Here is a 13,333-nt window from a genome sequence, read left to right as displayed (position 1 = left end):
ACTAGCGCAACTTCCCCGGGGCTTGGCTGCTCTCTGCACACTCGTGGATTCATTGGGAGGCGTCCAGGCGGTGAGGTACACCGAGGCCGAGCAGCTCATTCCTCTGCTAGTCAAAGATCTGGAATCACCGCAACCCGCCCACGGTCCAGATGACGGCTCATGGCATGAACTTCCGTTGGAGCGTGACGAGAGTGTGCCTCCTGCGCCGGGGCGATACCGTCGAGTCCGTGTCGATGATGCGTTGATGATTGATGGCTCCGTGGCCCTGTTGAAGGGGCAGGAATTCACCGTCCTCGACGGACTAGGTCCCATGATCTGGGAATCGCTAGCCAAGTGGACCAGCACAGAATCATTAACTGACGCTTTGATCCTCGCATTCGGCCCACACCCCGAGGCGCGTCTCATCGTCGAGGCCACCCTCGAGAATCTAGAAGGTCGCGGTCTCGTGGAAGAATCAGTGTCCTGCACCAGTTGATGCCGGAGGCACCCTTGGCCCGCATCGATCCCGGACAGTAGGCGTCGGCACAAGTTCCTGAAGAGCTGATCTTCGGATGCCTCGCCCCATGGGGACGCCGCCTCGTCGACGACGTGCGGCTAGGGGGCCCCTAGGTTTCCAAATGGCCAAATCACTGCTGCTACTTCACCGACGACATCCGCCTCCGGGACGAATTTTGCGCACTCGCTACCCTCTCCCGAGGGCAGCATCCGGCAGTCCGCAACGCTGTCAGCAGACCTACTCCGATGATCACCCATCACCAGATAGTGCCCTTCCGGCACTTTCACTGGCCCAAAACACCTCGGAGACCGTGCTGCGTCAGTACAGTCGATACTTCCGGAAACGAACTCGAAATCCTCGAAGAGATAGGGCTCTTCCACTGGCTCGCCATTTCTCAGGAGGCTGCCCTCAACGGTGCAACATTCAACGGTATCCAGTGGTGAGCCGATAATGCGCTTCACCAGGTAGTGGGTATTGGACGGACCAACCCCTGTCACGTCTCCGATTCCCCTGACGACGCTCTTCAACGCCGAGGGCTTCTCGACCGAGCTCGCGTCGTTCCAGTCCCCTGGCTCGCTGAAAACCACGATGTCGCCGTTCTCCGGTGCCGAAAAGTGCAGGCCGATCCTGTTGGCCACGATCCTATCCCCGACTTCGAGCGTTTGCTCCATGGACTCAGAGGGGACCTGATAGATCTTCGCTACGAACAACTGGACCAGGACCAGGACCAACAGGGCAGCCCCGAAATTCAGAATGAACGTGAGCGTCAAGGGAAGTTTCTTCTCTTTCTGCCTTTTGCTGTTAGTCACTGGAACATCCTAGGCAGACAGCGCTGTCGGCAACCAACGCCTACAGCCTTCCGTACGAATTTTCGCGGACATTCCTGGGTGCCAGATGCCCGGCCGCCGCCAGAGACGTGCGGAGTTGACGCGCTGATGCGAAGCCTGAGTGTTTGGCGATCTGATCGACCGAGAGAGCATCGTAGGCGCTATTCTGCAAGAGCTGCACGGCCAGTTCGACCCTGAGATTGCGGATCCGTCCGGCTGGCGAATCGTTTCGGACAGTGAATTCCCGCTGGAGTTTCCTGATGGAGACGTTCAGATCCCGCGCCACGGTACCCGGGTTGCATCTCGGATCGTCCCGTTTCGCGGTCATGATCGAAATAGCCCGTTGATAGAGATGCGTTTGGCTCGGAACGGATTCATTGTCCAAGCCGACGTGCGAAAGAAAAAGCGATCCGACAATTTCCTGCACCATTCGTTCAACGAAGTATCCGGACAAGGCTGTCGGCGACGAATCGTTCCAGGCGATTGTTTTCAGGAAGTTCGCCGCCGGCTTGGAGAGGAATTCGGAAGTATTCAGCGATCCGTAGTCCGTACCGGGTTGCGCCCCCATTTCAGCCAAGACATCTTCTGGAACCCTGATGCCGATAAATGCGCTCTCGACGGGACAGGATGCTGTACCACCGACTCCCGAACGGTAGAAAAATACCGCCCGTTCGTTGAGTTCGATGCGTTCTCCTGGCCCCATTTCGACCGTTGCCTTGCCTCTGTCGACGAAAAATACTGTCACGTCGCTGGGGCTGCTAGGGACTTCGAAACGAATGGTTCCGGCGCGGACCATCGCATAAAAGGCCGTCGAGGTTCCGACACGGAGCACCTCGGCGGTCATTCCCCAGGTGGGATCTGCTCGTGGTAGAACCCCCAGCCGATTGTTGTCGTTCAGCACAACGACTTCACCGCCAACGGTCGCATGGCTCGCGTTGAAGGTAGCTACAAACCGGCTGGAAAGTCCTGATTTCGCGATCGCTCGTCCCCCTGCTCTTTGTGCGCTCCATCATCTCGTGACTGCGCGTATCGAACCATTCCTACGATTAGAGCACGAGGGCGACAAACTGGGAACCACGTCGGATACGCCGCCCTTTGACTAGTCTCCTTGCTGACAACTAGCGGTTTCGCGCCATCTATGGGTGTTTATGCGCCACAAGCGCTTTTATGCGTGTCTCTCATCACCAGAAGCATGTTTGCTGTTCTGGTGCCGTCGAACTTGTCGGCGCATCAACCGAATTTTGAACTAGGAGGACATTGACTTGTCAACTCACGAGACGGACAGCGCCATCACCAAGGGCAGTCAACACACGGCACGCCGAACAATCGTCAAGGGAGCTGCCTGGTCGATCCCGGTAGTCGCAGCGGCCATGGCCGCTCCGCTGGCTGCAGCTTCAGTGAATAACGCCTCACTCGCATTCACAGACACTGAAACAGGTCTCCTTGCTTTGCGCGTTCTCGGTGGCGGCGGAGTCGTGAATGCGCAAGCTTTGGTCACCGTCCCCACGGAACTCACCCTGACTAACGGTCCCGGCGCTCTCGAGGGCCTGGCGGCCATCACAGTGACCGTAGGAAGGCCAGCGGGGATAAATATCCCCCTCGGCAGGGCCCGAGGCTTTGGAGTAGCATCCTACAACGGCGTGGACTCCACGGACGGGCAACGAACGGCCGTATATCAGAAAGCACTCGGCGTTCGGTACGGTTTCCCGTTGACGACCTTCACGACGTCACAGAACATCTCCGTGGCCTCAAACGGACAACTCGTCTTCCCGATTGAATTCGGCCTGGCTGGCTCGTCCACGGGGGTCAGTGTCTCGATCCTCGCCCGCTTCCCCGTGACCATCACGATGATCATCGATGGGAAGACCTTCACCGCCACCTCCAATGTTCGCGTGCCTGTTGGCGCCGGTATCCTCTAAGGCCCGGACAAAGACCTGGAAGAGGGAGCCATCTACGCAGCTGTCTCCCTCTTCCCGATTTTGGTCAGACTCGCCTACTTGGGGGTTGGCCAGCCGAAGACTGTTTTCACGAAGTTCCGCTCCACCTAGGTCCACGATCGGTTGCCTTTTGACCAACTGTCGGCGTTGAACCTTGCGGCCGGAGGCGTTCCCTTTATCCGGTCGGAAGCTCGCGGATCTTGTGATTTATCCTGCACGAAACGCCGATCGGCTGTTCCCAAGCGCTGGGAGGGTATCCGGGCCCCGGCCATGAGGCTGGGGCCCGAACCCTTTGGAACGTTTGGCTGCGGTACAGAGCTTGGGCAAATTATGACACCCGGCCATCAACTCCTCCTCCCCTAGCGTCTTCCCCCACCAGCGCGGCGACACGTGATTGCCTTGCCGGGTGAATAGCGGCCCGAAAACAGGTTGCACGATGGCCTGATGGCGGGCATCAACCACGGCTTGGCCGGCATGGCAGTCCTCTTGGGAACCTTCAACTGTCCTCTATGACCCGCGAGTCTGGATCGGTGATCTTGCGTTTGGGCTGGTGACGGGCCCCCTGCCGTGCAGAGGTCATCGCCCGATGCCGGGAGACTTCGGTGCCGGGCTTCGGCCGGGCCAGAGCCGGATACCCCCGCCAGACCACCGGCGCAGACCGCCAGGGTTCCAGAACGCGGAGGAAGGAGTAAGGCAGTGCCGCAAGGTGGCTCTCGGCGAACCAAATGATGGATCGGAAAACTGGCGGCCAAGCCTCACTGCACGCGCGCGATGTGGCTTCCGAAAAGACCACCAACTTCGAGGGCTGCCTTTTGATTCGTCATCAAGCATGGGGAAGGTCGCCCCCAACCGGCCCTTGGTTTGTAGGACACCTACAAAAATCGACGGCGACTCTCCGGAGCATGGCGTGGGATTACGTGGATAACCAACAAGCGCAGGTAGGCTCCAAACAGCAAAGTTTAAGGAGTTCCACCCGCCATGCCCCAGCTGACCAAGGTCCTCATCGCCAACCGTGGCGAGATCGCCGTCCGAGTCATCCGCGCGGCCCGCGACGAGGGCATCGCGTCCGTCGCCGTCTACGCCGAACCAGACCGCGAGGCGCTGCACGTCCGGCTCGCCGACGAGGCCTTCGCCCTCGGCGGCCAGAGTGCCGCCGACTCATACCTGGTGATGGACAAGGTGCTGGAGGCCGCCCGTGTCTCCGGTGCCGACGCCGTGCATCCTGGCTACGGCTTCCTCTCGGAAAACGCCGAATTCGCCCAGCGCGTCATCGACGCCGGGCTGACCTGGATCGGCCCCTCCCCCGAAGCCATTGCCCAACTGGGCGATAAGGTGCAGGCCCGGCATATCGCCACCAAAGTCGGCGCCCCTCTGGTCCCTGGTACCAAAGAGCCGGTCAGATCGACGCAGGAAGTGCTGGAATTCGCCGACCAGCACGGTCTGCCATTGGCCATCAAGGCCGCCTACGGTGGCGGCGGACGAGGCATCAAGGTGGTCCGCCACCGTGATGAGATCCCCGAGATGTATGAGTCGGCTGTCCGCGAGGCCACCGCCGCCTTCGGCCGGGGCGAATGCTTCATCGAACGTTTCCTGGATGCGCCCCGGCATGTCGAAACCCAGTGCCTGGCTGACTCCCACGGCAACGTCGTGGTCGTCTCCACTCGCGATTGCTCCCTGCAGCGCCGGAACCAGAAGCTCGTTGAAGAGGCTCCGGCTCCCTTCCTGAGCGAGGAGCAGACCCGTAGCCTCTACGAATCCTCCAAGGCGATCCTCCGGGAGGCCAACTACGTCGGGGCCGGCACCTGCGAGTTCCTGATCGGCACCGACGGAATCATCTCGTTCCTGGAGGTGAACACCCGTCTGCAGGTGGAGCACACCGTCTCCGAGGAGGTCTCGGGCATCGACCTGGTGCGGGAACAGTTCCGCCTGGCCCGCGGGGAGGAGCTCGGATACACCGATCCTCAGCTGCGCGGCCACTCCTTCGAATTCCGCATCAACGGCGAGGACGCCGGTCGCGGGTTCATGCCCGCCCCCGGGACCATCTCCACGCTCCGTCTGCCCTCTGGGCCGGGCGTCCGCGTGGATTCGGGCGTGGAACAAGGCGAAACCGTTTCGGGGAATTTCGATTCGATGATCGCCAAGCTCATCGTGACCGGTGCCACGCGCAACGCAGCCGCTGGCCGGGCCCGTCGCGCCCTGGACGAAACGGTCATCGAGGGCATGCCCACGGTGATCCCGTTCCACCGCGCCGTCATGGCCGATCCGGCGTTCGTGCCCACCGATGGTCCCTTCACGGTCCACACCCGCTGGATCGAGACGGAGTTCGAGAACACCATCGAACCGTGGAGCCCTTCAGGTGCCACTGCGGAAACATCGGATGAACGCCAGAGGGTCACCGTGGAAGTCGGGGGCAAACGCCTCGAAGTCGTCTTGCCTGCCGGGCTCGGCAGCTCCTCCGGCGCCGGGAAGACCAATGGCAAGTCCAAGCGCAAACGTACCAACCGGAGCGGTTCGGGCAGTGCCACCACCGGTGACAGTTTGACCTCACCGATGCAGGGAACCATCGTCAAGGTCGCCGTGGCAGATGGTGACACCGTTTCCGAAGGTGACCTCGTCGTCGTGCTGGAGGCGATGAAGATGGAACAGCCGCTCACCGCCCACCGCGCAGGGACCATCAAGGGCCTAACCGCCACCGCCGGGGACACGGTGTCCGCCGGAGCGGTCCTCGCCAGCATTCTGGCCTGACCGACCCGGCCAACGACGGAAGGCCTGCCACCCTCGGGGTGGCAGGCCTTCCGTCATTTCAGGAGCAATCAGGCGACGTTGTTTTCGAAGTCCAGATCCTTGGTCTCACCGGTCATCAGCAAGGCCACCATCGTCAGTGCCGCGGAAGCGGCCAGGTAGACGCCCACCCAGACGGTGTCACCGCCGCCGGCCTGCCACAAGGCGATCGCCACGAAGGATGCCGGAGCAGCACCGATCACCGAGGACAGGTTGTAGGCCACGGCCGAGCCGGTATAGCGCACGTTGGCCGGGAAGAGTTCGGGCAGATAGGCGGCCATCGGCCCGAAGGTCAGCCCCATCAGCGACAGCCCGATGATCAGCCCGACCATGGCCGCCGCGGTTCCGGGACCGAAGAACAGCGTCCAGGAGGCACCGAAGAGAAGGATCAGCAGCGAAACACCCAGTAGGAACCGGCGCCGCCCGAATTTCTCGGCCAACGGCCCGGAAATGAGGATGAAGATGCCGAAGAACACCATGCCGATGATCAACATCCACAGGAACTCGGTCCGCGGAACGCCCAGGCCCGGCACGAAGGCGGCCTCTGCTGCGGCGTCGAACACCTTGCCCTTGGCCTCGGCCGCGGCGCGCGCCTGGTCGACCGTTGCCGCCGAGGTGCCGTAGGTCAGCGTGAAGGAGGTCATCAGGTAGAACAGCACGTAGGTGGCGAACATGATGATCGTTCCGGCCAGGACCGGGCGCCAGTGGTATTTGAAGGTCTGCTTGACCGGGGACTTCATGACCTTCTTCTGGCTCACGACATTCTGGAAGGACACCGATTCCACCAGCTTCAACCGCACATAGATCCCGACGCCGACGAGCACCGCGGAGAGGATGAAGGGCACCCTCCAGCCCCAGGCCTGGAACTGCTCGGGGGAGAGCCCCAGCTGCAGCCCAACGAAGACCAGGTTGGCGATGATGAACCCGATCGGTGCACCCAGTTGCGGGAACGTGCCGTAGATGGCGCGCTTATTAGGCGGGGCGTTCTCGGTGGCCAGCAACGCAGCACCGGACCACTCACCGCCCAAGGCCAGCCCCTGGGCGAACCGCAGCAGGACCAGCAGCACGGGGGCCAACACCACGAAGCCACCGCTGGCCTCGGGCAGGAAGCCGATGAAGAACGTCGCGATGCCCATGGTCATCAGCGAGGCCACCAGGGTTCCCTTGCGTCCGACCTTGTCACCGAAGTGGCCGAAGAGCACCGAACCGAGCGGGCGGGCGAGGAAGGCGACGCCGAAGATCGCGAACGAACTCAGGATGGCGTTGATGTTGGTGGCATTGGGGAAGAACAAGGCCGGGAACACGAGGACGGAAGCCGTCGCATAGGCATAGAAGTCGTAGAACTCGACCGTGGTGCCGATCATGCTCGAGAAGATCACGCGCCCTCGCGTATTCGCTTCCGGAGTGGCGGTGGTGGGCATACTGGACACTGTAGTGACCCCTTTGGTGCGAGATGATCAATATTCTTGGGCAATCCTAGAACTTTTGACCAGATACCGGTCGAAGTGTCCACATAGTGGACACCTTGACCTCTCACGTGTCCCACCACCGCCGTGTTGTCACGGTGGCTTGGACCGGCCGCCTACAGGTGTTTATGCAGCCGTCGCGCGGCTTCGGATACGGAACCCGATAGTGATGGGTACACCGTGAAGGTCTGGGCCATGTCGTCCACATGCAACCGGTTCTGCACGGCCAAAGCGATCGGGTAGATCAGCTCGGAGGCGCGCGGGGCGACCACGACGCCGCCGATCACCGTGCCGGAACCGCGGCGGGCGATGATCTTCACGAAGCCTTCCTTGACGTTCATCATCTTTGCCCGGGCGTTGGTGGCCAAGTCGAGCTTGATGATGTCGCCCTGGTATTTATCCTCGTTCACCTGGGCTTCGGTCACGCCGACGGTGGCGATTTCGGGGCTGGTGAAGATGTTGGAGGAGACCTCGTGGGTCTTCAGCGGCCGGACGCCGTCACCCATCAGGTGGGCAATGGCGATGCGGCCCTGCATGGCCGCCACGGAGGCCAAGGGGAAGACACCGGTGCAGTCGCCGGCGGCATAGACATTGGGCGCCGTGGTGCGTGAGACACCGTCGACCTGGATATGGCCGGAGTCGCTCACTTCGATGCCTGCCTCTTCCAAACCGATGTCCGCGGTGTTCGGGATGCCGCCCACGGCCACCAGGCAGTGGCTGCCTTCCAGGACCCTCCCATCGTTGAGAGTGACTTGGACACCATCGGCGGTCCGGTCCACGGCCTCGGCACGCGACTTGGCCGCCACTTCCAAGCCGTGGGCCTGGAACGCTTCCTCGAGTACCGCGGCAGCATCCGCGTCCTCGCCGGGCAGCACGCGTTCACGCGATGACACCAGGGTCACCCGGCTTCCCAGCAGGCTGTAGGCCGAGGCGAACTCGGCACCGGTCACGCCGGATCCGACGACGATCAGATGTTCGGGCAGTTCCTTGAGGTTGTAGACCTGGGTCCAGTTGAAGATGCGTTCGCCGTCGGGCATGGCGGTCGGCAATTCGCGGGGGTGGGCACCCAAGGCGAGCAGGATGGCATCTGCCTCCACCGTCTCCTCACCACCGTCATTGCGAGCGACGGCGATGGTGCGGTTGTCCAGCAGGCGCCCTTCGCCGAGGACAACCCGAACTCCGGCGCGTTCGAGGCCGATGCGGATGTCCCTCGACTGGTCGTGGGCCAGCTCCATGAGTCGGGCGTTCACCACAGGCAGGTCGGCGCTGGCATCGGCCTTACCCTCGACGGTGACGCCGAAGGAACCGGCACCGCTGACACGGCGCATGGCATCGGCGGTGGCAATCAGGGTCTTGGAGGGAACGACGTCGGTCAGGACGGCCGAACCACCCATGCCGCCACGCTCGACGATGGTCACCTCGGCTCCGAGTTGGGCAGCCACGATGGCTGCCTCATAGCCGCCCGGTCCGCCGCCAAGGATGATCAACCGCTGGGAAGTTTTGCTCTGTTCTACGCTCACGCCAGCCCATTCTCCACTACCAACGAGCAACTTGCACACACACCCCTGTACCGGCATCGGGGCATCCAACGGTAGATTGGTGGGGTGAACGATTTCAACGAAGACCCCTTCCATTTAGCCGACGAAGCCGCTGCCGCCATTGCCGAGCAGACCGGCGTGGCAGCCCACGACATCGCCCTGGTCCTGGGCTCCGGTTGGGGGGAGGCCGCCGAGCTGATCGGGGAGACCACCCACACCCTGGACGCGGCGACCCTTCCGGGGTTCCACTCCCCCGCCGTCATCGGCCATACCGGGTCCATCCGCTCCGTGGTGACCCCTGCCGGGAAGCGGGTCCTGGTGCTCGGCGCCCGCACCCACTACTACGAAGGCAAGGGCGTGCGTTCGGTCGTCCACGGAGTCCGCACCGCCGCTGCCGCCGGCTGCACCACCCTGGTGTTGACCAACGGTTGCGGCGGCCTCAACGAGGCCTGGACCCCGGGGACGCCGGTACTGATCAGCGACCACATCAACCTCACCGCGGCTTCACCGCTCGAAGGCGCCACCTTCGTTGACCTCACCGATCTGTATTCCTCGCGTCTGCGCGCGATCGCCCACGAGGTCGACCCGAGCCTGAACGAGGGCGTCTACGCCCAGTTCACGGGCCCGCACTACGAGACCCCTGCCGAAGTGCAGTACGCAAAGCGCATTGGCGCGGACCTGGTCGGCATGTCCACCGCCCTGGAAGCCATCGCTGCCCGCCACACCGGCATGGAGGTCTTCGGTCTCTCGCTGGTGACCAACCTCGCCGCCGGCATCAGCCCCGTCCCGCTGAGCCATACCGAAGTCATCGAGGCGGGCCAGACCGCCGGACCGCGTATCTCGAAGTTGCTCGCCGATATCGTCGGACGCATCTGAGCCGACCGTACCGCCAGCAGCACACGCCCGATCCCGAGGAGTCCCGTGAACCCCGCATCCGCACAGTCCAACGTTCTTTTGGCTCGCGCCGAAGCCTGGGCCGCCGAAGACCCTGACCCGGCCACCGCCGCCGAGCTCACGGCACTGGTTGCCGCGGCGAAGGACGACGCCGGATCCCGCGAAGAACTCGCTGACAGGTTTTCCGGGCCCTTGGCCTTCGGAACGGCAGGCCTGCGGGCGGCCCTGGGAGCCGGGCCGAACCGGATGAACCGCGTGGTCGTGCGGCATACGGCGGCCGGTGTCGCCCGGTACTTGCTCGATATCGCTGCCGGAGCCTACACCCCGCGGGCCGTGGTGGGTTTCGATGCCCGCTATAACTCGGACGTCTTTGCCCAAGAGACGGCAGCGATCTTCACTGCCGCGGGCATCGAGACGTTCCTGATGCCTTCCCTGCTGCCCACCCCGGTGCTCGCCTGGGCCGTTCTGGCGCTGGAGTGCGAGGCAGGGGTCATGGTCACTGCCAGCCACAACCCCCCGCAGGACAACGGCTATAAGGTCTACCTCGGCGGCCGGGCCGTGACCGATGCGGGCCAGGGCGCCCAGATCGTCGCCCCCATGGACGTCGATATCGCCGAACGTATTGCCGCCAGCGGCCCACTGCCGGGAATCGAACTGGCCCACGGCGGCTGGACCATCCTGCCCTCCGCAGGTGAACCCGGCGACGTCCAGGCCCGCTACCTTCAAGCGATCACCCCCCTGGTTCCGGCGGATGAGACCGAGATGGCGACCCGTTCGGCCCTGCGGATCGTGCTGACCCCGATGCACGGCGTCGGGGGCGACACGATGAGCCGGGCCTTTACTGCCACAGGCTTCACCGATGTCCGGCTCGTCGCCGAACAAGCAGAGCCCGACCCGGATTTTCCCACGGTCGCCTTCCCCAACCCCGAGGAACCCGGAGCCATCGACCTGGCCCTGGACCTCGCCCGGGAGGCCGACGCCGACCTGGTCATCGCCAACGACCCGGACGCCGATCGCTGCGCCGCAGCCGTGAACGACCCGGCCACCGGATGGCGGATGCTCTCCGGTGACGAGGTCGGCGCCCTGCTCGGCATCCATGTCGCCCGCCGTCTCTCCCAGGGGAATGCGCCGTCCGGGGCCGCATCGGTCTTTGCGAATTCGATCGTGTCCTCCCGGCTGCTTTCGCGCATCGCGGCGGACGCCGGCATCGCCTATGGGGCCACGCTGACCGGCTTCAAATGGATTTCGAGGGTTCCCGGTCTGTCCTTCGGCTACGAGGAGGCGCTGGGATACTGCGTCGCCCCCGAACTCGTGCGCGATAAGGACGGCATGTCAGCCGCACTGCTGCTGGCCGAATTCGCGGCCCGCCTGAAGGCGTCCTCACGCACCCTGTTGGACGAGCTCGACGAGTTGGCCTTGAAACATGGTTTGCACGCAACCGACCAGCTCTCGGTACGGGTTTCCTCACTCGAGGAACTCGAAGCGCTCATGGCACGCCTACGTGCTCAATCCCCGGCGTCGTTGGCCGGTTCCACGGTGACGACCGTGACCGATCTGGCCGCGGGCACCGACGGGCTACCGCCCACCGATGCCATGCTCTACACCACCGGGGACGACACCCGGGTCATCGTCCGCCCCAGTGGCACCGAACCCAAGCTCAAGTGCTACCTCGAGGTCATCGAAGCCGTCACTTCCGCCGAGGATCTGCCCGCGGCCCGCGAACGGGCCAGGAAACGACTCTCCGCGGTGCGCGCCGACACCGGCACCACCCTTGGTCTCTAACCCCCACCACCTGAAAGCCACCGAGAGGTAGACATGCCCCAGCCCACCGGCACCACCATCGCCGCCTACATCGACCACACGTTGCTCAAGCCCGATGCCTCCCGCGAGGCCGTGCTGAAGATCGCCGCAGAAGCCGCGGAATACGGGTTCAAATCCGTCTGCGTGAACCCGCTCTGGGTGACCACCGTCGCCCAGGCGCTGAAGGGTTCGAACGTCCTGACCTGCTCGGTCATCGGCTTCCCCTTCGGCGCGACGACCACCGCAGTGAAGTCCTTCGAAGCCGCCGGCGCCATCGCCGACGGTGCCAGCGAAATCGACATGGTCATCGACATTGCTGCAGCACGCCGCGGGGATCGGGACGTCTTGGTCGCCGATATCGGCGGCGTCGCCCACACAGTGCACGACGGCGGTGCGATCCTGAAGGTGATCATCGAAACCTCCCTGCTCGACGACGAGGCGAAGGTCCTGGCGTGTGAGGCGGCAGCCGAAGCGGGAGCCGATTTCGTAAAGACCTCCACCGGTTTCGCCGGCGGCGGGGCCACCGTGACGGATATCGAATTGATGCGCCGCACGGTCGGCGAACTGCTGGGCGTGAAGGCCTCCGGAGGGGTCCGTTCCCTGGCCGATGCACAAGCAATGATCGCCGCCGGAGCCACGCGACTTGGAGCCAGCTCAGGAGTTGCTATTGTAGAGGGTGAGCAGGGAACCGCCGGCTACTAGCGCGAGCGCGCACCACCGCCAGCCGGCGCTGGACAACAAGGAGAATCACCGTGTACTCATATGGCAAGAGCAAGGCCTACTCGGGCCATGGCAACTTTGCAGGCAACTTCTTGGCTTTCGCCGTGTTCTTCATCCTCTTCTTGGGCTCCCTCTACTCATTGAGCTTCTGGACGTTGGAGAACGCCTGGCTGCCGGGCATTGCCTGCTTCGCCCTGGCCTTCATGGCGTTCGGCATCCCCCAGCACCTCCTGGGACGTGCGGATTCGCACCAGGCTGATCGCGTCGTCGCCGCCGAGGTCGTCAAGAAGTAGCGCAACGACCCACGACCCAGAGAAGGTGCCCGCCGGTATTCCGGCGGGCACCTTCGGCATTTCAGTGAGCGTGGGCGCTGCGCGGCGGCGTCGAACACGTTAGTGTGGGAATCGGGTTCCATACCGGATCCCACGCTTGAGCTAAGGAGGATTGCAATGCGCATCTTTACGTTTCTGGCAGGAGCAGCGGTGGGATACCTCGTGGGTGCCCGCGCTGGCGGCGAGAGGTATGACCAGATCCGCGATAAGGCCCAGGACCTGTGGAAAGACCCCCGCACCCAGGAGAAGCTGAACGACGTCGGCTCCACCATCAAGGACAAGGCCCCCGATGTGGGCTCAGCTGCCGCTTCCGCTGCAGGGAACGTGGCGGGCAAGGTCAAAGAAACCGCGACCAACGCCTCGCACCGTGCCAAGTCCTCCGAGTCCGGCTCCGGCACATCGTCCCATACCAGCGACCACATCTCCGATCCGTCATTGGGCTCGGCCGATGCCACCAGCGACTGGTCCGACGAGGGCGGGGCTACGCCCTCGGGCCCCAGCGCCGTCAGCTAAGCGCAACACCCAGCCGTCGGGGCATCGCC

At 63.6% G+C, this 13,333-nt stretch carries 11 protein-coding genes and 1 pseudogene; 8 read left to right on the top strand and 4 right to left on the bottom strand.

Annotated features, from left to right (window positions below):
* Window positions 1-475 (top strand): annotated as a pseudogene (locus ACT3S2_RS09680) (hypothetical protein); the annotation flags it as partial.
* A gap of 119 nt (window positions 476-594) precedes the next feature.
* Here ACT3S2_RS09680 and lepB read toward each other — a convergent pair.
* Both lepB and ACT3S2_RS09670 read right to left on the bottom strand, forming a co-directional pair.
* Entirely contained in the window at window positions 595-1,305 is a 711-nt protein-coding gene (gene lepB / locus ACT3S2_RS09675) for a signal peptidase I (protein WP_444561608.1), read from the bottom strand.
* A gap of 40 nt (window positions 1,306-1,345) precedes the next feature.
* Window positions 1,346-2,224: a helix-turn-helix domain-containing protein gene (locus ACT3S2_RS09670; protein WP_444561607.1), complete on the bottom strand. Its 879-nt coding sequence runs from the start codon at window positions 2,222-2,224 to the stop codon at window positions 1,346-1,348.
* Between the two features lie 361 nt (window positions 2,225-2,585).
* Between ACT3S2_RS09670 and ACT3S2_RS09665 the strand changes: the two genes are divergently transcribed.
* Together ACT3S2_RS09665 and ACT3S2_RS09660 are read left to right on the top strand one after the other, a co-directional pair.
* A complete protein-coding gene (locus ACT3S2_RS09665) occupies window positions 2,586-3,242 on the top strand; it encodes a hypothetical protein (RefSeq protein ID WP_444561606.1) in 657 nt (218 codons plus the stop codon).
* 996 nt (window positions 3,243-4,238) lie between these two features.
* A complete protein-coding gene (locus ACT3S2_RS09660) occupies window positions 4,239-6,005 on the top strand; it encodes an acetyl/propionyl/methylcrotonyl-CoA carboxylase subunit alpha (RefSeq protein ID WP_444561605.1) in 1,767 nt (588 codons plus the stop codon).
* Between the two features lie 68 nt (window positions 6,006-6,073).
* Here ACT3S2_RS09660 and ACT3S2_RS09655 read toward each other — a convergent pair whose 3' ends face one another.
* Window positions 6,074-7,462 carry an MFS transporter gene (locus ACT3S2_RS09655; RefSeq protein WP_444555598.1) on the bottom strand — a complete coding sequence of 463 codons (1,389 nt, stop codon included), beginning with the start codon at window positions 7,460-7,462 and terminating at the stop codon, window positions 6,074-6,076.
* Between the two features lie 161 nt (window positions 7,463-7,623).
* Window positions 7,624-9,027, bottom strand: a complete 1,404-nt coding sequence (locus ACT3S2_RS09650; RefSeq protein ID WP_444555599.1) for an NAD(P)H-quinone dehydrogenase — start codon at window positions 9,025-9,027, stop codon at window positions 7,624-7,626.
* An 84-nt stretch (window positions 9,028-9,111) separates the two neighbouring features.
* Here ACT3S2_RS09650 and ACT3S2_RS09645 point away from each other — a divergent pair, with 84 nt between their 5' ends.
* The 5 genes from ACT3S2_RS09645 to ACT3S2_RS09625 all read left to right on the top strand — a co-directional run bounded on the left by ACT3S2_RS09645 (window position 9,112) and on the right by ACT3S2_RS09625 (window position 13,304).
* Window positions 9,112-9,921 (top strand): purine-nucleoside phosphorylase, encoded by an 810-nt coding sequence (locus ACT3S2_RS09645; protein ID WP_444561604.1) that lies wholly within the window; start codon window positions 9,112-9,114, stop codon window positions 9,919-9,921.
* A 45-nt stretch (window positions 9,922-9,966) separates the two neighbouring features.
* A complete protein-coding gene (locus tag ACT3S2_RS09640; RefSeq protein WP_444561603.1) occupies window positions 9,967-11,721 on the top strand; it encodes a phospho-sugar mutase in 1,755 nt (584 codons plus the stop codon).
* A gap of 33 nt (window positions 11,722-11,754) precedes the next feature.
* A complete protein-coding gene (deoC, locus tag ACT3S2_RS09635) occupies window positions 11,755-12,441 on the top strand; it encodes a deoxyribose-phosphate aldolase (protein WP_444555602.1) in 687 nt (228 codons plus the stop codon).
* A gap of 50 nt (window positions 12,442-12,491) precedes the next feature.
* On the top strand, window positions 12,492-12,752 hold the full coding sequence (locus tag ACT3S2_RS09630) for a hypothetical protein (protein ID WP_444561602.1): 261 nt from the start codon (window positions 12,492-12,494) through the stop codon (window positions 12,750-12,752).
* Between the two features lie 156 nt (window positions 12,753-12,908).
* On the top strand, window positions 12,909-13,304 hold the full coding sequence (locus ACT3S2_RS09625; protein ID WP_444561601.1) for a YtxH domain-containing protein: 396 nt from the start codon (window positions 12,909-12,911) through the stop codon (window positions 13,302-13,304).
* The last annotated feature ends 29 nt before the right edge of the window (window positions 13,305-13,333 follow it).

Source organism: Arthrobacter sp. AOP36-A1-22 (assembly GCF_052377615.1).
Classification (GTDB): Bacteria; Actinomycetota; Actinomycetes; order Actinomycetales; family Micrococcaceae; genus Arthrobacter_H.
Note: the sequence above shows the minus strand (reverse complement) of the source record. Positions and strands in the feature narration are given on the sequence as shown.